Genomic DNA, 19,358 nt, shown 5'->3' with positions numbered 1-19,358 from the left:
TCGATACCGTTGCGGCGGTCCGCGGGCGAGGTAGTTTCCCGGGCGTCGAGGCGCAGGTCGGCCAGGGCGACGTAGAGGGTGTGGCCGTTCCGGACAGGTGCCTGCGTGCTCTCCAGCGATCCCGCGAAGCTCCTGCAGGAGCGGCGGCGACATCGATGGCGACGACGGCGACCGACCCGCAGCGGGCGCGATAGGTGCCGAACAGCGCGTTGGCCCGATCCGCGGCCTCACCCCTGGCATCACCCAAGGCGGAATGCTGCGCCTGTGCAGCGAGACCTGCCACCAGCGGCATCGGCCCGAAGGCCAGGACGGCGAAGGTAGTGCAGGTGGCAGCGGCGATGACGGTCTTCATGGCTCGGGTCTCACGATCGTCGGGATCCGAGGGGGATCCGATGTCGGAGATCTCTCAGGCCGCAGGACCGGCGGCACTTGCGCGGCGTTGACCGGCGTTGCGACAGGGCTCGGTCGGACGAACTCGACCGGGGCATCGGCGCTTCGTGGGGGCCAGATCAGACCGAAGGCCAGGAACATCGCCGTCTGGACCGAACCGGGAATGTCCCGCACCGCCCCTCCCGCTTCCGGGCACGGCAGCGCATCGATGGCCGCGTCCTCTCGCGAGCGCAGGAGGGCGAGGCAGGCGAGCACCAGCGTATGCGTGGGCAGGCTCATCCCGAGTTCGTAGAGGGGCATCTGCCCCGCCTCGTCGCGGGCCCGCTCGATCAGCGCCCGCAAGTCCGGCGGCGGCGTCCATACCGGCTCTGCCAAACCCCGGCGCAGAACCGGATCGGTCCAGTCGAGCCGGGGCGCGAGGGCGAGAAGCATCTCCCCGATGGAGGGAAGCGCCGGGCGCGCGGCGGCCCGGACCGGGGGCTCGCGCGCGGGGTCGGGTGACGGATCGGGCGGTCCCGACCAGGGCTGCGGCGCGGGCATGCCGGTCGGATGGCGCCGGAGCAGCCGCCAGAGCCGGAAGGCGAGGCGATCCGTCCCGTCGCGCCACCACCTCACGAGCGTCTCCTCCTCGTCGCCCCTGACCGATCCGAGCCGCCGCGCCGCGCGGCACGGGGGAGCACGACGACGCGCGGCAGGAACCGCCCGCCCGCCGCTACGTAGGGGACGCTCTCCGCGATTCCGTCTTCCCCGACCCGCCCATGGACCCAGCGCCCGGTCTCGTCCCGGGCGACGAGCAGAGCGCCCGTCAGGCCGCAGACATTGCCGCGTGCTGCGACCGCCACCGCATCGCGACCGGCGGAGGCTAGGCCGCCCGAGCGGAGGCAGACCGCGAGACCGAGCGCGCCGCAGGTCGCGCTGCCGCCCTCGGCCACCACGGCGATCCCCGCGGCTGCCGCCGTGGCCCGACCGCCAGGCGCCGCACAGACCGCGAGCCCTCGCGAGCCGACCTCAGCTTGAGGCGGCACACCCAGCGACCGTCGACCTAACGGACCCCAGCGGCCCGTGGGATCGCGGATCCAGGCTATTCCGTCGGAGCCGGCGACAGCCTGGCCAAAGGCGCCGACCGCGATGCCACATCCGAGGACCCGCGCGCTTCCCCGATCCAGAGCCCAGGCGACGCCGTCCGCGCCCGCATGCGCCTCGCCCGCACAGATCGCGATGCCCGCAGGCCCGGCCACGGCGAGGGAGGGGCGCATCGGCCGGGCCGGATCCCCCGTCAGCATCGGGACGTCGGCCCAGTTGTCGGGATCGGTCTCGTCCTCCTCCATGACCCCTTGCGAAGCCATCGGAGAGCCGCCCGCGGGATTGCGGCCCGGATTCACGCGGGCGACCCCACCCTCGCCGGCGAGAGCGATGTCGAGCCCCATCCCCTCGGGATCCGCCCCCATCGCCACCAGAGCGGCGACGGCGCCGCGCAGGTTGCCGTGATAGAGGATGTCGCCTCCCCGACAGCTCACGGCCCCGCGCTCGTCCGCCTCCGAAGGAGTTTCGATCCGCACCAACATGCAGGTGCTCCCCTCGGGAAGGGAGAGATCGCCTCGGCCCCAGGGCAAGCCCGTCCAGTCCCGCGCCACGCGCCCTTCTTCATCCTGCGCAGCGTCCGGCACCGGGCGGGTCAGCACCACGGTGTCGCCGGGTGCGGGCCAACGCTCGGTGCATCTGCTGGCGGGATCGTGGTACGCTGCGACGCGCCACCAGGGCTGGTCCTGTGGCGGCGCACGTAAATCGGGCGCGGCCGGACGCCGGGACGCTTCGGCGCCCTCGTCCGTCACGGCCCAGCCTCGATCGGGATCGAGGGCGTAGATATCGATCTCCCAGGCGGCCGGATACCAGGACCCATCGCGGAACACGAAGGTTCCGCCATCGGGCGCGCAGTCCGAACCGCCCACCAGCTGCCGGAGCGGGCCACCGTCCTGCACGCCGTACAACAGGACGGCGCCCCGTCCGAGACGCACGAGCGTGTACCTCGCCAGAGGCTGGGGGTGAAGGCAGAGCCCGTCCTCATCGACGGCGATCGCCTTGGCGCTCGCGCGCACGATCCCGATCCCACTCCTACCGACCCGGATCAGCCGGACCGGACCCGCGGCGATGGCCGCACCGCCCCAACCGGCTTCGACCACACAGTCCCGGCCGAGCGCCACGGCGACGCCATCCGCGCCGGCAGCGGCGACAGCGTCCGACCGGGCTACCGCAAGTCCGCACGTACCGCAGCGGGCGCTTCCCAAGCGATCGACGACGGCGAGGGCTCTGTCGCCGCCTTCTGCCGTTCCCCCGGCCCCCGCCCGGGCCAGCCCGCTGCGACCGCAGCGGGCCTCGCCCCGCGGTCCTGCGAACGCCAACGCCTCGTCGCCGGCCTCAGCAAAGCCGTCCGCGCCCGCCACCGCCACGCCGTCCGCACCGGAGAAGCGCAGCAGACCGCCGGCCCAGCCCGCCGGATCGCAGCCAAGACGGGTCAGAAGGTCGAGGGCACTCCGGCGGCCGCCGCGATGGACCACGAACCCTGAGCGAAAGTGGAGGCCTTCGAAGGAACCGTCGTCGGCGAAGAGGGCCTCGGCCGCGTCTCCGGCGTCGAGGCGGACGATTGCCCAGACCGCCGAGCGAAGCCCGGCCAGGTCCGGATCGCCGAGCCCCTTCGGTAAGCCTACGAGCCCGCGATAGTGCGAGTGTTCGTCGGCGAGCGCGAATCGACCGAAGGATGGCAGCGTCGCGATCCCTTTCCCGAGATCCTGCCGGGACCCGCACAACAGATGAAGCGGGCGGTCCTCGAAGTTCCAGATCCTCCAAGGAATTGTCGTAGCCATATCGTCAGACATGGGTCCTGCCGTATGAACGGAATACTACGGCGTGATCTGCCGCCGAGGGGAGCCGGTTATCCGACCGGACCGCAGGCGGCACGTAGCGGATCGACCCAGCGGCCATGCCGGAGACCGCGCAGCGTCAGGGGTGTCCGCAGGGTCGTCCCCAGCACGGCACCCGCCTGGACGACGGCATGCGGGCGCAACCTGGTCGACAGCGGGCCGTAGCGCAGGCGCAGGCCGCCCCTCTGCGTGATCCAGAGGTGGCTTCCCCGCCTCCCGGCCGCTTTGCAGGATGCCACCAAGCCGTCTCCCAAGGCCCGCACCGTCAGTCCGGGGCGCGTCACGTAGACCACGCCGGCATGCAGCACCGGCGTCAGCGACAAGGGGCGGAGCCCGATGCCGAAGGGCCGGGCGATCGGCGCCTCCACGGGAACGCGTCGCGGACAGGGCGCGGCCTGCGCACCGGCGTCCTGCGTCGCCAGAACGAGCGCCGCCGCGCAGAATCGCCGGGCGATCCGGACAGAGCCGGCAGGACTTTCCATCATGGTGCTCCGATCCGGCAGTCCTGCGGCAGGACCGATCTGCGGATCCTGCTCCGGCGGATGGGAAGAGGGAACTGCGCGGGCTTGCTCCGGCTTGCCGACGCGCGTCGCGAGATCGGCCCGATGCCGGCGCGCAACGAGAGGCAACAATCCGCAATGGCGGCGGCCTCCCCCGTCCGGCATCGTCCAGCTCGAACGAGGGCCGACCCCATGTCCTGCCAGCCCGTCCGCCGATGTCTCGTCGCCGCGTTGGCGATCGGCTTCGCCTCGGCCGCCGAGGCGCGCCGCCTGCCGCTGCCGAGCGACCCGGCGCTCGCCCGCAGCACCGCCATCGCCCGGTACCATGCACAGCGGCAACATGTCGGAGGCGGGTTCCTGGCCGCCTCGCGCGGCGCCGGCGGCGTCCGCCTGCTGCGGGAGGAGCGCGGCGTCGCGATCACGCCGGGGCCGATCGCGCCGCCGTCCGGCGCGGAGAGCCGAGCCGGCCTGCGCTGGCGTCAGCTCTTCTGGTTTCACGCGCGCGCCATCCGCACCCGCTCGACCTCCGGCCGCTGGAGTGCCTGGACCGATCCCGGCGACGAACCGGTCTTCGGCTGCCTCGTGCGGATCTACGCGAATCGCCGCGAGACCGCCTGCGTCGATCCTGGGTTCGGCGGTGGAACAGGACGCACGGAAGGCCGCCTTCGCGCGCATTAGCCGCCAATCTCCGTGAGGCCGGTCGCCATCGTCGCTTGGCTGCCGTCAATCATCGACAAGTCTGTGCACTATACCCGAGTATCCGAAAGCGCTTCGAATGATTCCGCTCACATTTGAGGAGGTATCCATGCGCAGCATGATCCGGGGCGTCGTCGTCGCTCTCTCCTGCCTCGCGCCATGCCTGCCCGCCTCGGCCGCCCCTCCCTCCGCCCGAGACGATGCGCAGGTCCGTCTCGACCGCATCGCGCCGGTTCTCGATACCCTGCGCCGTCTGCGGCGCGCCGCGATCCCTGCGGATTTCGCCGGCTGGGCGCTCGGCCCTCCCGACCCCGCGGATCTGCCTCCCGCCCTGCTCGCCACGTCCGCGGGCGCGGGCTGGAGCCGGGAGGCGGTGGCCGCACTTCTGCGCGCCCAGGGTCTCGCCGGACCGGCACCGGACCGCGTCGGCCTGTTGGAGAAGGCCGCTTCCCTCGGCGACATGGGTGCCGCCGCGGCGCTCGCCGAGCATTGGTTCGAGGCCGGCGACCTCCGCCGTGCCGCCGCCTGGGCGGGACTCGCCGGCAGTCGCGGCGCGACGGAGGCCGATATCGTCGCGGTGGTCCTGCCGTCCGGCGCGGTCCCGGCCGAGGTGCGGAGGTCGGCTCTCGCCCGGCTATTTCTCGCGGCCGAGCGGCCGCCGGGGCTCGCGGGCGACTTGCACGCGGGCCGCCCCGACGCCCTCGCCCGTGCGCGGGACGGGTTCGGCTTCGATGCCCGCGGCGCCGGACCCGCGACCTTCGTCCTGTGCGCGCCGGCCAAGCGAGGCGAGCCCCTCGGCGAGGCGCAGGAGACGATGCTGCGGGAACGGGCACTCTCGCTGCCCGATCCGGATGCCGCATCATGCCTCGTTCAGTCGACCCTGGCCGCGATCGTGCGGAGCCTCCCCGCCGGTGAGGCGAGCGATCCGCCGGCCTGGGTGGCGGACCTCGTCGGCCCTCTCGCCCGCGACGCGCTGATCGAGACGTCGCTGCGCACCACGCGCCTCGGCCGGCCCGGTCTCGGCGATCTGGCACTGACGCCGCGTTTTCCCGCGGTCTCGGCCCGGCGGCCGGAGGCGCCGGCCTGGATCCTGGCCGAAGCCGCGCGCGGGGAAGCCGACCGGCGCCGCACGGAGGACTTCGCGACCTCCACCCTCACCAGCGACGCACAGGAGCGATATGCCGCTGCCGTGGCGCTGATGCCGGCCGAGGTGGGGGAAGCGGCCTATGCCGCGCTGGAGCCCGCCCGCCGGGCGGTCTGGCCGGACCGTCCGCTGCCGCCCGGCGTGCCCGGGGGCGATCGCCGCAGCGGCTATGCGGGCCTGCTCGTCAGCGACCTCGGCGGGAGTTGGGCCGCCACGCCGGACTCGGGAACCGCCGGAGCGCTGGTCGTGGGCTTCGCCGAGGGAACGCCGGCCTCCCGCATGCTCCGGGTCGGGGATATTGTCGTCGCCTTCGCCGGACATCCGATCGGTACGGCGGAGGATCTGGTGTCGGCGGTGGGACGGGCCGAGCCCGGAGACCACGCCGCCTCCATCCTCCGCGGCGGCCGGCGCATGGGCGTGATGCTGCCGGCGGTCGCATGGCCGAAGGCGGCGGCGCAATCGAACCTCGCCGGCCTGGGGAGCAACCGCCTTGCGTCCTGAAGCCCTTCGTCCGGCGGCGGCCCTGCTGCTCTGCCTCGCGACAGCGTCCGCCGGGGCGCAGGACCTGAGCGCCGGCAGCCTCGACGCCTGTCGCTATTCCTGCAACCGGGCCTGCTTCTCGAACGATCCGGCGGCGCAACCGATCTGCGAATCCCGGCGGAGCGACTGCGAATCGACCTGCTATTCCAACGCGTGGCGCTGGCAGGGCGGCGGCGGCCGTCCCGCGGCCCGCTCCCGACAAGGCGGCTCCTTCGCCGCGATGGCGGTCGACTTCGAGACGGGCAAGGCCGGCTTCGCCTGGAACTTCCCCGACGCGGTCGAGGCACGGCAGCGGGCCATGTCGGAGTGCATCCGCCTCGCCGGGCGGACCTGCGACGGTCCGGCGACGGTCGTGGACGGCTGCCTCGCCTACGCGGACGGCCGCGGCCGGCGGGGTCACGGCGTCTTCTACGGCAATGGCCCGAACCGGCGGGCCGCGAACCTCGCGGCGCGGGACAACGCGCTCGCCTATTGCCGCAGCAAGGGGGCGGAGGAATGCCGGGTGCACGAGGTGCTGTGCTCATGGGGGAGAGAATGACGGCGGAGGGAACGATGACGGCGAGACCGACCGGTGAAGACATCGGCCCCGAGCCGGACCGGACATTCCGTGTCGGGACGCGGCCGAAAGCCGAATCGCCACGTTCCTCCGCGCCGGAGCCCGGAGACGAGGCGGTCGGCGGCGAGAGCCTGTGGCCTCCCCCGCGACTCTGGCTTTTGCGGCTCGGCATGGCGGCCAGTCTCGTGGGGGCGCTGCTCGGTCTCTGGCTCCTCCTGACGGCGCTGGTCTGGGCCGTCACCGATCTGGTCCTGCCCTTCCTGGGCGGAGCCTATGCCGCCCTGGCTCGATCCGATGCCCCGATCCTGTCGAAGCTCGGCGGCGTGCTGGCGGCCGCTCGCGATCTGCCGCGCCTCGTGATCTGCCTGCCCGCTTCCGCGCCGCTGGTCGGCGCCCTCGTCGGATTCGGGGCACTTCGGAAGAAGGCGCGGCTGACCCGCCTCCTGGCGCGGCCGGACCTGCGCTCGGGCGTCCGTGTGACACGGTTCGGCGACCAGGGCATCGCCTGCCGATGGCCCCGGGGCAATGACTTCACCATCGACTGGGACGACATCGTGGACGTCCGGCTCATCCGCGACGCCGCCTGGGAAGGGCACGGCTTCTCGATCGTCGCGTACAGGGCGGTGGGAACACGGACGGAGCAGGTCGCCGTCTGGGAGGGGCAGACGGTCGGCGACACGACGCTCGGCGTGCGCCTTCCGGTCCATCTCGCCTTCAGGCGGAGCAGGGGCGGACCCGGCCTGCCGCAGGACGGGGCGTAAGCGGGGATCACAGGCGTCCTACAGGATGACGCTGTACTCGGCGCTCGACACGGTGACGGTGGCGGGGCGCCGTCTCTGAAGGCGGCGCAGGTTGGTCAGGAAGCGGCTCGTCTCGGCCTCGTCCAGATCGGCCGCGGCGGCGGACGCTCCCCGCGGATCGAGGTGGGCCCGGCTCGCCTCCTCCCAGACCAGCACCGTCGTCACGAGGAAGCGGCCCGGCTCCGGGCTGAGCGGCGACGGCGGCATCAGCAGCAGGGCGCCATCGACGATCCGGGGGCGGGAGGGAGACGGCAGCCAGAACAGCGTCTCGTTCCAGTTGAGTTCCCAGCTCCGATGCCCGGTCGGCCGCGGGTCGCGCACGACGAAGGTGTAGGCGAGGGCCGGCGTCGCCGTCACGCCGAGGACGGCCAGTTGCCCCTTGTGTCTGCCGACCTGGAACACCACCGGGCCGTCGCCCCCCGAGCGTAGGAACGGCGCGAAGGTCCGGTCCACGAAGAACCGCTCGACGACGAGGCGGATCGTCCCGTCGATGCCGAACCCAGGAGCAAGTTCCCCGAGCAGCGCCTGCTGCGTCCGGTCCAGCGCCTCTTCGTCCGCGACCGCCGCGGCCGCCGCGAGATGGCGCAGGAACACATGCAGCGACGCGTCGAGGTCCGAACCCCGGAACGGGTCCCGGTTGAGCCTCGGCAACCCGCGGGACTGCCGCACCGTCTCGATCCGCCGGTTGAGGACGGCCGCCAGCGCCTCGCCGATCTCGGGCGAGCATCCGTAGTCCCCATAGAGCAGCTTCGAGAATTTCTGCGGCCCGTCCTTGTCTTCGCCGAACAGCGCGACGCCGATCTCGGCATCGGAACGGGGCATCCCGACCAGTTCCCGGAAGGCGCGCCATTTGAGGTAGAGATTCGGGATCGATGCCATGCCGCGATGCTCCGCCGGGCCGGCCTCACCATGCCGGGAGAGGCTCCGAAACGTCCAGCTTGCGGAGCGCCTTCACGGCAGCCCGATTTCCTTGGCGACCTGCTCCACGAGAGTCCGCTGGCCGGGAGGCAGCGCATCCTTGAGACCGGCATAGCGCTTGCGCAAATCCGGGAAGGAGGGCTCCTCCGGCTTCGTGCCGACGAGCGCGAGCGCGGTCCAGAGCGCGGCGTTCGGGATGTCCTTCGGCAGGCCGGCGCCGCCCGTCTCGCAGAGCCAGCCGATCACCGCGTAGGAGCGCGGCTGCATCGCCGCGGCTCCGCCGTCGGCCATCGCGAGGATCCGCTCGTAGGGTCCGTCGAAGCCCGGCGTGCTGGCGATCGCGTAGGCCATGTCGGCGTCGATGAGAGGCGCGCGCCGTTCACCGATCGCCCGATAGGCGGCGATCAGGGCCGGGCGGTCTCCCGCCGTCAATGCGTCGCGAAAAGCCTTGGCCAGCAGGACGGCCGGCAACGGATTGAGGCCGCGCCGCTTGTAGAGGTCCTCCAAAGCGGCCGACTGGCCGTTCTGGATCGCGGCGGTGTCGAGCAGGCGCGCGGCGCCGGGATCGTCGATCCTGGCCGCCGTGACGAGGTTCGGACGGCGCAGCAGCTCGATCACCGCGCCGGCGAGGCCGAGTTCCGAAGCGACCCGCAGGTGGAAGGCCGCCGCCGCCATATCGGCGGGGTCGCCGCCCGTCGTCGCGAGGATAAAGCCGAGGGCATAGGCCCCGTAGGCCACTGGCCGGTCCGGTTCGGGCGGCACCGCCTTGGACAGCCCCGTGAGGAGCGTGCGGGCCACCGGCGTCTGGCCGGCCCGGAAGGCCCGCAGAGCGCGGGTCAGGACGAGGCCATGGCGCAGGGCCCGCGAGAGGCGCAGCTGTCCCTCCGCGAATGGCAGCGGCGAAAGCGTGTCGAGCAGCGGTTCGACATCGGCCGGATCGAGCGGGGCGTAGGCGGCCCGCACGCGGGCGGCCGAGCCGGCGGCGGCGGCGAAAGCAGCCACCGCGCGATCCGCCTCGGCGCGGGCCTGACGGGCCGAGGCATCCGCCTGGCGGGCCTCCGTCTCGCGCCGGGCGGCGGCGTCTTTCCGCCGCGCCTCCTCGGCCACCTCGCGTGCCCGGGTCTCGGCCTCCCGGCGCTGCCGGGTCTCGGCCGCGCACCGACCGCTCTCGGCCATGTCGGGGCGTGCGCAATCCACCGGCCGCAGCCGGTCGATGGCGAGCCCGCCGCCGACGACGAGGCCGAGGCCGAGGACGGCGAACGCCGCCCGGCGTCGCCAGGGCGGAGGCGGCGCCGGGTCGGGTTCGCTTCGGCCCTCGCCTGAGGCGTCGGGTCGCGACGCCGCGCCCGCTCCCGCAACGCGCATCGGCGCCGCCCCGCAGACCGGGCAGGAATCATGCGCGTTGGCGTCGTAGGGATGGCCGTCGAGACAGCGGACCATGCGCCGGCTCATCGGCGTTCGCGTCCTTTCGTGCGCGCCAGGAGGTCGAGGGCGTCGGCGGCCTTGAGCGAACCGGCATCGGCGAGGCCGTGGACGATCAGGATGAACGGCTCGGGAAAGCCCTTGGCGCCGAGGCCCTCGGCGAGGCGCTGGACCTGCGGCGGCGGGTTGGGAACTGGCGGTCCGGCAGCGCCCTCCCGCGGGCGGCCGGCTTCGCGGGCGCGGGTGACGAGCGCCAGCCATTCGAGGCCCTGGGCGGCGGTCATCGCGCCCTCCTCGACCATCGGCTTGATGAGCGCGACGTGGCCGGGAAGCGCGCGCGTGGCGGCGGCCTGCGCCTCTAACTCGCCCGGCAGCGGCGCGATGCCGGCACGGCGCAGGCGCGCCTCGCGCTCCGCCGGACTCCACCAGCCGAAGGACGCACGCCGCAAGAATGCATCGGCCACGGCTTGAGGCACGCCGGCCGCCGAGAGGCGTGGCCGCATCTCACCCGCGAGAGCATCGGATGGGCCCGACGGAGCGCCGGCGGCCTGCTTGGGATCGGCCGCGACGAGATCGATCCAGCGCGTGACAGTCGGCTGATCGAGGGAGCCAGCGACGTAGCGGTCAAGCAGCTCATCGACGACAGGGCCGGCGCCGTCGCCGGGGGAGCCGATGGGTGTTTCGGCGAGACGGCTGCCATAGAGGTCGGCGAGATAGCCGCGCAGCGCCCCGCGGGCGGCGGCGCTCGACGGGTCGCAGACCGGCGCCTTGCACGGTGCCGCGGACAGACGTTCCGCGAACCAGCGCGTCTGCGCTTCGTCGAGACGCACGGCCTGGAGCCGTTCGCCCACCAGGCGCACGAGCCCGATGAAGGCGAAGGGCCGCTGCGGGCCGACCCGGATGGGCGGAGCTCCCACCGCAATGCCGCCGGAGGACAGGAAGCTCGTCACCTCGCAGGAGATCGACGCGCCGCTTGGCCCCTGGCTCCCGTCCATCGGCACCGCATTCAGGTACTTGGCGTAGACCGCCAGGGCATCGCCGGCGTGAAGGGCGCGTCCCATCCAGGTCGAGGCCACCTCGCGCGAGCCGCGCAGCGGACTGAAGTCCAGGCTCTCCTGGGGCCGCATCGTGTCCGGGCCGCGCACGATCGGTCCGTAGCCGGGCGAGCCGTCTCCGGGGATCACGGGTTCGGCCTTGCCCGGCTCGCGCGTCTCCTGATGCGAGACGCCGACGACGATCACGGCGTCGGCACAGGTGTATCGCAATTGCACGACCGCCGTCCGGCGCGCCGCGAGGTCCGCGTTCTCGCGGGCGAGCGCCTCGATCCGGGACTTGAGCGCGGCGGTGTCCTCCGCCTTCATCCGCGCGACCTCGGCCCGCAGCGTCTCCGCCTCGGTCTCGAACCGCCGTGCCCGCGCCTCCGCCTCCGCCAGCGCCGCCTTCAGCCGCGCGATCTCGGTGCGCGCCGCCTCGGCTTCGGTCCGGAGGCGACCGCGCTCTTCCTCCACGCGGCGGAGCTGCGAGGCCGCTTGGTCGAGCCGGGTCTGGAGCCGCGAGACGTCCCGCTCGGCCTGCGCGAGCTTGGCCACCGCCGCATCGATCTGCTCCTGGAGGCGGTCGAGGTCTTCCCGGGTATAGTCGCCGGACTTGAGCTTGCGGCCGGACGCTTCGAGCTGCGTGCGCACGCCGCCGAGGGAGGAGCGAACGATGGCGGCGATCTGCTCGGAGGTGAAGTCGGGGATGTAGTACTTCATCCCGAACACCATCAGGATGAGGAAGGCGCCCATCGCCTTCGTCATCACGGCCATCAGCGCGACCTCGCTGGTCTCCGCCTGCCGCCTCCGCCGTCTCATCGCGGCGGCCTCGTCCGGCCGGCGCTCACCGCTCCACCCGGCTCTCGTGGTCGATATAGACGCGGTTGATCAGGTTCTTGAGGCAATATTGTCCGGCCGCGTTGAGGGCGAGTTCCTCCTGCTCCTGGACGGCATGCTGCACGAAGGCGAGCACGGCGCTGGCGATCAGGGCGACGAGGGTGGTGTAGAACGACACCGAGAGGCCCCCCACCACCTTGCCGAGATCCATGTTGGCGGGATCGATGAGGTGGAGAGCGAGGGACAGGCCGATGACCGTCCCGAGGAAGCCGATCGTCGGGATCAGCCACGCCATGTAGCGCAGCATCTGGTAGCGCAGGTCGACCTGATCGCTCATCAGGCTCAGCGCATTCGTCAACACGTTGATCGCCTGATCGACCGAGCGGCTCGCCTGGAGCTGGAGGATCGTCAGGTCCATCAGGGCGGGCAGGAAGCCGCTCTCGGCATCGTGCAGGTCGGCGACGCGCCGCCGGATCGGTCCGAGCTCGTGCAGTTCGAGCATGGAGTTCGGATCCTCGGGCAGCAACCCGGCCCGGAGGAAGGCCCGCTCGCGCCGGGCCGCCCGCCAGCGCCGGTAGAGCTCGCCCATCGCCCAGGCGAGCGCGAGGTAGATCAGGTTCTGGATGGTGAAGGGATAGGGAAAGACGCTGTAGCGCTGCCGGTCGAGCAGCAGGGCGGCCGTCGGCGAATCGGGCATCGTCATCACGGTCATGGCGAGGATCGCGGCCGCGGCGATTGCGAGCGCCGTAAGCCGCACCCGCCAGATCCCGGGGACGGTCGGCCAGGGACGCACGCCGCTCCGCACCCGTCCCGCGGCGTCACCTAGCCCGGTGTTCGCTGAAGAATCCGTCATGGCGACGAGCATGGAGAGAGCGGAAGCTTCGCGTAAGCTGACCGATGGTCGACGGCGAGTCGAGTCCGGTAGGACCTTGGTCGCGGGACGTCCGGACCCTTTCGGGCGACGCGGAACCCGGCGATACTCCTGCGATGAAGTTCCTGATCGTCGACGATCATCCGGTGCTGCGCGAGGGGATCGCCGCCCTGCTCCGGCGGGCGGGACCCGATGTCGCGATCCTCGAAGCCGGAACCGTGGCAGACGCCCTGCCTCTCGCGCAAGCGCACGACGACCTCGACGTCGTGATCCTCGACATGGTCCTGCCCGGAATGGATGGGCTCACCGCGATCGGCGAGTTCGGCCGGGTGCGGCCGGAAGTGCCGGTGATCGTCCTGTCCTCGTCCGAGGATGCGGGGGACGCGCGCCGCGCCCTCGGCAACGGAGCCCTCGGCTACGTCCCGAAATCGGCGAGCCACAACACCCTGCTCGCCGCGATCCGCCTGGTGATGGACGGGGACGTGTACGTACCGCCCCTGATCATCGGGGAGGCGACCCGATCGACGGCGCCGATGCCGGTTCCGGCGCGCCGGACGGACACCGCCGCCCCGGCGCTCACCGCCCGTCAGGTAGAGGTGCTGCGCCGCCTGAGCGCCGGCCAGCCCAACAAGATCATCGCCTACGAACTCGATCTCTCGGAGAAGACGGTGAAGGCGCACGTCACGGCGATCTTCAAGCTGCTCGGCGCCATCAACCGGACCCAGGCCGCGGTGGCCGCCCGAGCGGCGGGCCTGATCTGAGGCCGCCTCATCCGCCTCCGGAATCGAGGGCGCCGGCCATCAGGTTGCGCATCGCGGCGCGCAGCTTTCCGTTCGGCACCGGCTTGTGCAGCAGCACGAGCCCGCTCGCTCTGGCCTCGATCAGCCGGTCCGGCGCGGTATCGCCGGTCACGAGCAGCGCCGGGATCGTCTCGTTGTATTCGGAGCGCAGGCGCTCAATCGCGTCGAGGCCCGTCTCGCCGTCCCGCAGCCGGTAGTCGGAGACGATCAGGTCCGGCCGTTCCGGATGGGAGGCCAGCCGCCCCACCGCCTCCTCGCCCGAGGCCGCCGCGATCACCGCGTGGCCCCAGCCGGCAAGCAGGCGCTCCATCGCCTCGCGGATCGGCGCCTCGTCGTCGATGACCACCACGAGCGCCCGTGCGGTCGCGCCCGGCACCGCCTCGGCCGGCTCCTCGGCCGGCGCCGCCTCCTCGGCCATGGCGACCACGACCTCGAAGCACGAGCCGCGCCCGACTCGTGAACGCAACGCGAGCGGCGCACCGAGGACGGCGCAGGTCCGCAGGACGATTGCGAGCCCCAGGCCGAGCCCCCTGGCGCGGTCCCGCTCGGCATTCCCGATCTGCACGTATTCCTGGAAGATGCGCTCGCGGTCGTCGGGCGCGATGCCGGGTCCCGTATCCCAGACCTGGACCGCGAGGCGGCCACCGCGGAGGCGGCAGGCGACGAGGACGCCGCCGCGATCCGTGTAGCGCACCGCGTTCGAGACCAGGTTGCGCAGCACGCGCTCGAGCAGGATCGGATCCGTCCATGCGATCGCGCCGGAGGGGCGGCATCGCAGCCGGAGGCCCTTGGCCTCCGCTTCGGGGCCGAGGTCGCGGCAGATGCGGTCAAGAGCGAGGCCGATCCGGAACGCGCGCGGCTCGACCTCGACCACGCCGGCATCGAGCCGCGAGATATCGAGGATCGCGTTGAACAGCCCGTCCATGGCCCCTGCCGAGGCTTCGATCCGCTCCACGAGGAGGCGCGCCTCGTCGGGCAGGTCCAGGCGGCGCAGGGCGCCCGCGAACAGGCCGAGCGCATGCACCGGCTGGCGCAGGTCGTGGCTCGCCGCGGCGAGGAAGCTCGATTTTGCACGGTTGGCGGCCTCGGCCGCATCCCGCTCCCGCCGCAGGGCCTCGGCCAGCGCCTCGGTGCGCAGCCGCAGGCCGACCATCGCGGCGAAGGCGCGGTGGCTGCGAAGTCCGAGGCCGCCCATCACCGCGGCGTAGACCAGCATCAGGAGCGCGCTCGCCCGCTCGACGAGGGTGGAGGCGAAGAGGTTGGCCGCCACGTAAGGCAGCGTCGCGGGCAGGAACAGCGCCAGGAAAGCCGGCAGGTGAGGCCCGAAGGCCGGGATCGCGCCGGCCGTCACCCCGATCGTCACGGCGATGGCGAGAAACCGCACGTCGAAAGGCGCGCCCGGCGTCAGGCCCACGGCGGCGAATCCCCAGGCGATGCCTTCCAGCCCGGCGATCAGCGTGAAGACGCGGGGCCATCGGGAGGCGTCCCTGCTCGGGAGGCCGGGCCGCCGATAGGCGCGGGCAAGACACGTGTGAGCGACGGCACAGGCCACGACGGAGGCCGTCCAGCCCGTCGCCGTCCGAGGATCGGCCGCGCCGAGCTTCACGAGAATCGTGGCGAGGATCACCGCAGCGAGGGCAGCCCCGGCAACACCGGGGACCACCACGCGGAAGACGGCGTCGACCTGCTCGCGCCGCAGGGTCGCCGGCGCCTCGTCCCCCGGCAATGCCTTGCCCGTCGTCGCGATGAGGTGTCCGGCCATGCCACCCGGCCCAGAACGACAATAATTCCGTCGAACCTATGAAGCAGCCTAGTTCATCTTCACACTCGTATCCAGACGATTTCCCTGAATGGGTAGTCCCTCATCAATGGACGACGGGACTTCGCGGACCCTCAGCCCTTTTCAATCTCGGCCGGCGATGGGGGCAGCATCGCAGTTCGAGACTTCGGTCGGCTAAGGTGGCGGCCGGAAATCGAGAACCGTCGATTCGCCGGGGCGCCGCGAAAGGCGCCTCGCCGCCGCCTCGGCCTCGGCGTTCCCCTTCTCCGCCGCCCGGCGATAGAACCCGAGCGCGAGATTGGCGTCGGCCTTCCCGAACCGACCCTTTTCGTAGATCCGACCGAGCGTCAGGAGGGCCTCGGGCCGGTCCTGCTCGGCGGCGCGTTCGTACCAGCGCACCGCCTCGGCGAAATCCCGCTTGTAACCGAGGCCGCGCTCGATCATCGCGCCCTTGGTGAACATCGCGGCGGCATCGCCTTGTGCCACGGCCAGCTCGACGTAACGCTTCGCTTCGGGAACGTCCTTCCGGGTCCCGATGCCGTTGAGCGTGTAATAGGCCATCGCGGTCATCGCCCCTGCGTCGCCCTCCTTCACGAGAGCGTCGAGCATCGCGAAGCCGGCGGCCTTGTCGCGGCCGCGCGCCTTGCCGGCGATGGCGAGCCGCGCGCAGTTCTGGCGGCCGAACGCCGTCGTGTTCCGACAGAGAAGCTCTGCGGCCGCTGCCTCGTCCCGTGCGACGCCGGTCCCATCGCGCAACGACACGCCCTGCTGGACAAGCGCGTCGGCGCTTCCCAGGTCCGCGCCCGTCTTGAAGGCGGCATAGGCGGCCGGCAGGTTGCGCAACTCGGCTGGACCGTACTTTTGAAGCCGGCCGACCCGCGCATGCGCTTCGACGATCCCCGCCGCCGCTGCCTGCCCGTACCATCGCAGAGCCTCGCTGAAGTCCGGAGGTCCGTCGAGGCCGGAAGAACGGATGGCGCCCATGTTGAAGTATGCGATGGCCGAGCCGCGTTCGGCCGCGAGCTTGGTCAGCCGCACGCCCTCGGCAACGTCCTTGTCGACATCGATTCCGGAGAGAAGGCGGTGCCCGAGTTCGGCCTGGGCCGCCACGTGCCCTGCGGCGGCGGCCTTGCGGAAAAGGCGCACCGCGACGGTCCTGTCCTTCTCCACGGCCTCTCCCTCGGTGATCGCCCGCGCGCAGCCATAGGCCGCGACCGCGCTGTCGAGCCGGCAGAACAGCGCCGCGGCGGCGGCCCGGTCCCGGGTCGGCGGCGCATCGTCCCAGAGGCGGATCGCGAGGCGTTCCTGCGCCGCCGGGTCATCGTGCTCTGCCCCGAGCCGGAAGAGCCGCAATGCCTCGGCAGGGTCGGGCTTGCCGTCGAGGCCGGCGGCGGCGAGCATGCCCATGCGCCCATAGGCGTAGATCTGTCCGGCTGCCGCGGCCTTGCCGTACCAGTCGAAGGCCGCGCGCAGGTCTTTCGGGCCGCCGATTCCCCGGCTCGCCAGCCAACCGAGATCGAACAGGGCATCGGCGTGGCCCTGGTCGGCCGCGAGGTGCAGGAGCCTCACCGCCTCTTCGATGTCGCGGGTGCCGGGCGGCGCGTCGAGGAGATACTCGGCGAGGACCACTCGCGCGTCGGCGCTGCCCCGTTCGGACAGGCGCCGCAGGAGGGCGATCCCCTCGGCCGGCCCTCGCCCCGGTACGGAGCCCTTGAGCAGAAGCTTGGCGCATTGCAGGTCGCCCGGGACGGTCCCGACCGTGCAGTACAGCGCCGCCGCCGCGGCGGGATCCCTGCCGACGCCTCGCCCGTGAAGAAGCGCGTTGGCGTAGAGCAGCTTCGCGTTGCGGTCGTTCAGTTCCGCGCCGCGCCGATAGGATTCGGCGGCGTCCTTCAGCCCGGCCTCGCCCCGCCCCTCGTTTTCCTGGATCCAGCCGAGATCCCTGAACGAAGGCGGATTGTTGGCCTGCACAGCGCGCTCGATCCAGGTGCGGCCTTCCGCCAGCTTGCGCAGGTCGAAGGCCAGGAGGTAGCCGAGCTCTCCTTGTGCGGCGACATGGCCTTTCTCAGCGGCCTTCCGCAGCCAGACGGCCGCCTCCTGGCGTGTCCCAGCATCCTCCCGCAGGAGCTTGCCGAGCAGATACTGGGCGAGGACATCGTCTCGTTCGGCCAAGGGCCGCGCCGTGCGCAAGGCGGTCTCGCGGTCGCCACGGCCGAAGGCGGCGACGAGGTCGTCGCGAGGATCGGCCACCGCCGGTCCGACGACGGCGAGCCACACGAGGAAGAGGAAAACCCTGCGCATGCGATCCCCACCCACCAGCTACCGGCCGGTGGCGGCGGCCGCGAAGAGCTGGCGCAGCTCGTCCTCGCCCATGCCACGCTTGACCGTGAAGCTGACCTTGTCCGAGAGCGACACGACCTCGCCGGACGCGTAGAAGATGCGCCGCCCGCCCAGGCTCCGGAACAGGGCCCCGTACCGCGACAGCCCCCATTCTCCCTCCTCGCCGGGGGGGGTATAGAGATAGCCAACGACGTGGGCCAGTCCTGACCATTTCTGCACTGCTTCGAGCGATACGCTTCGACTGATCGAATGTCCGAGATGGGTGGATAGTGTTGAAAAAAGCGGTTGGAGCAGCGCCCTTGGCTGGCCGTTGAGCCTTCGTTTGAGGTGACGCGGTGCTCGCTCGGCTCTCAGCTGGCTGGGATCGGCTGCTTGGCGGCGTAGAGCTTGGCCATCTTCCTCAAGTTCTGCGCCGTGGCTGCCAAGTGGAACTCGTCGCGGGCACCATTGGGCCCTCGTAGTCGCAACCGGTCGAGCTTCAGGATCCGCTTGAGATGCGCAAATAGCATCTCGACCTTCTTTCGCTGCCTTCGCGACGTTCGGTAGGCGTCGGTTTCGGCAATCGCCCGCGCCATATCGCGTGCGCCTTCGAAGAGCGAACGCGTTACCTTGCGAGCCAGCGCGTTCGGACAGCACTGCGCCTTCAGGGCGCAGGCTCGGCAGTCGGCTTGGCTGGCCCGATAGCGCAGCGTGTTGTCCTGATTAATCCCATCGCGCGGGGCGGCAAAACGGCGGCGGTAGAGCTTGAGCTGCCTGCCGTCCGGACAGGTGTAGCTGTCGCTGCCATGGTCATAGGCGAAGTCCGCGCGTGAGAAGGTCCCGTCCTTGCGCTGGGATTTGTCGAAGACCGGGATGTGCGGCTCGATCCCGCGTTCGTGCACGAGCCAGTCCAGCATCTCGGCCGATCCGTAGCCGGTGTCGGCGATCAGCCGCTCGGGCCAGAGGCCGAGATCGTCATGGACGCGCGCGATCATCGTCTTGGCCGCCCCGACCTCCGCCTGCCTCACCGCGGTCGAGGGCTCTACGTCGACGATGATCGCATTCTCGACGTCGACCAAGTAGTTGGTGCAGTAGGCGAAGACGGCCGGCCCTCCCCAGGAGGCGGTCCAGCGGGCCGCCGGATCGACCGGCGAAACGAACTTCGGTTCCACCGGCGTCGCCGCGCCGAAAGCAGCGTCGTCGAGCGTCGCAAGATATTCGGCCACCGCCCGCCGCGCCGTCGGATCGAGATCCTCGCCCGACTTCACGCCCCGCTGGCGCTGGGCGTCGGCCACGATCAGGCTGGCATCGACAGCGAAGCCCTCGCCGCCCACCAACCCTTCTGCCATGCAGCGCCGCACGACCGTCTCGAAGAGCTCTCGCAGGAGGTCGGCGTCGCGGAAACGGCCGTGGCGGGTCTTGGAGAAGGTGGAATGATCGGGCACGTCGCCTTCGAGGCCGAGGCGGCAGAACCAGCGATAGGCGAGGTTGAGATGCACCTCCTCGCACAGCCGGCGCTCGGAGCGGATGCCGAAGCAGTAGCCGACGATCAGCATGCGGATCAGAAGTTCGGGATCGATCGAAGGGCGGCCGATTGAGCTGTAGTGCGGGGCAAGATGCTGCCGGATGCCAGACAAATCGACGAAGCGATCAATCACTCGAAGAAGGTGCTTCGCCGGAACATGCCGTTCGAGGCTGAACTCGTAGAACAACGCGTCCTGAACCGTGACCCGATCGCCCATCATTCGCGTCACCCTCCGCTCGGAAGGAGTGAATCACTACTTCAAGCCAGCAGCAACGACGCCTTTTTCAACACTATCGACCCGTAGCCGA

16 protein-coding genes are annotated in these 19,358 nt (G+C 71.5%); 5 read left to right on the top strand and 11 right to left on the bottom strand.

Annotated elements, in window-relative coordinates:
• Nucleotides 1-348: 348 nt before the first annotated feature.
• The 3 genes from MFF21_RS18180 to MFF21_RS18170 are packed head-to-tail and all read right to left on the bottom strand — an operon-like array spanning nt 349 to nt 3,793.
• Nucleotides 349-1,005 carry a hypothetical protein gene (locus MFF21_RS18180; protein WP_096483513.1) on the bottom strand — a complete coding sequence of 219 codons (657 nt, stop codon included), beginning with the start codon at nt 1,003-1,005 and terminating at the stop codon, nt 349-351.
• Nucleotides 1,002-3,263 carry a hypothetical protein gene (locus tag MFF21_RS18175; RefSeq protein ID WP_096483511.1) on the bottom strand — a complete coding sequence of 754 codons (2,262 nt, stop codon included), beginning with the start codon at nt 3,261-3,263 and terminating at the stop codon, nt 1,002-1,004. Before MFF21_RS18175 ends, MFF21_RS18180 begins: the two co-directional genes overlap by 4 nt.
• A gap of 56 nt (nt 3,264-3,319) precedes the next feature.
• Nucleotides 3,320-3,793, bottom strand: coding sequence for a M23 family metallopeptidase (locus MFF21_RS18170; protein WP_162296251.1), 474 nt, complete (start codon nt 3,791-3,793; stop codon nt 3,320-3,322).
• Between the two features lie 207 nt (nt 3,794-4,000).
• On the opposite strand from MFF21_RS18170, the gene MFF21_RS18165 reads away from it, so the two are divergent.
• From MFF21_RS18165 to MFF21_RS18150, 4 genes are all read left to right on the top strand, one after another.
• Complete coding sequence (locus MFF21_RS18165) at nt 4,001-4,486, top strand: hypothetical protein (protein WP_096483507.1); 486 nt, start codon at nt 4,001-4,003, stop codon at nt 4,484-4,486.
• A gap of 127 nt (nt 4,487-4,613) precedes the next feature.
• Nucleotides 4,614-6,149 (top strand): PDZ domain-containing protein, encoded by a 1,536-nt coding sequence (locus MFF21_RS18160; RefSeq protein ID WP_096483505.1) that lies wholly within the window; start codon nt 4,614-4,616, stop codon nt 6,147-6,149.
• Complete coding sequence (locus tag MFF21_RS18155) at nt 6,139-6,726, top strand: DUF4189 domain-containing protein (protein WP_096483503.1); 588 nt, start codon at nt 6,139-6,141, stop codon at nt 6,724-6,726. Before MFF21_RS18160 ends, MFF21_RS18155 begins: the two co-directional genes overlap by 11 nt.
• 188 nt (nt 6,727-6,914) lie before the next feature.
• Complete coding sequence (locus MFF21_RS18150; protein ID WP_162296250.1) at nt 6,915-7,505, top strand: hypothetical protein; 591 nt, start codon at nt 6,915-6,917, stop codon at nt 7,503-7,505.
• An 18-nt stretch (nt 7,506-7,523) separates the two neighbouring features.
• Here the strand turns inward: MFF21_RS18150 and MFF21_RS18145 are convergent, their stop codons facing one another.
• The 4 genes from MFF21_RS18145 to MFF21_RS18130 form a co-directional block, all read right to left on the bottom strand.
• Nucleotides 7,524-8,423, bottom strand: a complete 900-nt coding sequence (locus MFF21_RS18145; RefSeq protein WP_096483499.1) for a hypothetical protein — start codon at nt 8,421-8,423, stop codon at nt 7,524-7,526.
• 72 nt (nt 8,424-8,495) lie between these two features.
• Nucleotides 8,496-9,914, bottom strand: coding sequence for a hypothetical protein (locus MFF21_RS18140; protein WP_162296249.1), 1,419 nt, complete (start codon nt 9,912-9,914; stop codon nt 8,496-8,498).
• Nucleotides 9,911-11,737 (bottom strand): hypothetical protein, encoded by a 1,827-nt coding sequence (locus MFF21_RS18135; protein ID WP_096483495.1) that lies wholly within the window; start codon nt 11,735-11,737, stop codon nt 9,911-9,913. The genes MFF21_RS18140 and MFF21_RS18135 overlap by 4 nt, the downstream gene beginning before the upstream one ends.
• Nucleotides 11,738-11,762: 25 nt before the next feature.
• Nucleotides 11,763-12,548: a MotA/TolQ/ExbB proton channel family protein gene (locus tag MFF21_RS18130; protein WP_157914087.1), complete on the bottom strand. Its 786-nt coding sequence runs from the start codon at nt 12,546-12,548 to the stop codon at nt 11,763-11,765.
• Nucleotides 12,549-12,742: 194 nt separating this feature from the next.
• Between MFF21_RS18130 and MFF21_RS18125 the strand changes: the two genes are divergently transcribed.
• Nucleotides 12,743-13,387 (top strand): response regulator transcription factor, encoded by a 645-nt coding sequence (locus MFF21_RS18125; RefSeq protein ID WP_096483491.1) that lies wholly within the window; start codon nt 12,743-12,745, stop codon nt 13,385-13,387.
• Nucleotides 13,388-13,394: 7 nt separating this feature from the next.
• Here the strand turns inward: MFF21_RS18125 and MFF21_RS18120 are convergent, their stop codons facing one another.
• The 4 genes from MFF21_RS18120 to MFF21_RS18105 all read right to left on the bottom strand — a co-directional run bounded on the left by MFF21_RS18120 (nt 13,395) and on the right by MFF21_RS18105 (nt 19,270).
• On the bottom strand, nt 13,395-15,188 hold the full coding sequence (locus MFF21_RS18120) for an ATP-binding response regulator (protein WP_096483489.1): 1,794 nt from the start codon (nt 15,186-15,188) through the stop codon (nt 13,395-13,397).
• A 192-nt stretch (nt 15,189-15,380) separates the two neighbouring features.
• Entirely contained in the window at nt 15,381-17,507 is a 2,127-nt protein-coding gene (locus tag MFF21_RS18115) for a tetratricopeptide repeat protein (RefSeq protein WP_096483486.1), read from the bottom strand.
• 18 nt (nt 17,508-17,525) lie between these two features.
• Entirely contained in the window at nt 17,526-17,765 is a 240-nt protein-coding gene (locus tag MFF21_RS18110; RefSeq protein WP_238312685.1) for a hypothetical protein, read from the bottom strand.
• 131 nt (nt 17,766-17,896) lie between these two features.
• Nucleotides 17,897-19,270 carry an IS1182 family transposase gene (locus MFF21_RS18105; protein WP_096483479.1) on the bottom strand — a complete coding sequence of 458 codons (1,374 nt, stop codon included), beginning with the start codon at nt 19,268-19,270 and terminating at the stop codon, nt 17,897-17,899.
• Nucleotides 19,271-19,358 lie beyond the last annotated feature (88 nt).

The sequence above is a fragment of the Methylobacterium organophilum genome, assembly GCF_022179465.1.
GTDB classification, from domain to species: domain Bacteria; phylum Pseudomonadota; class Alphaproteobacteria; order Rhizobiales; family Beijerinckiaceae; genus Methylobacterium; species Methylobacterium organophilum.
This window is presented reverse-complemented; position numbering and strand designations above follow the sequence as displayed.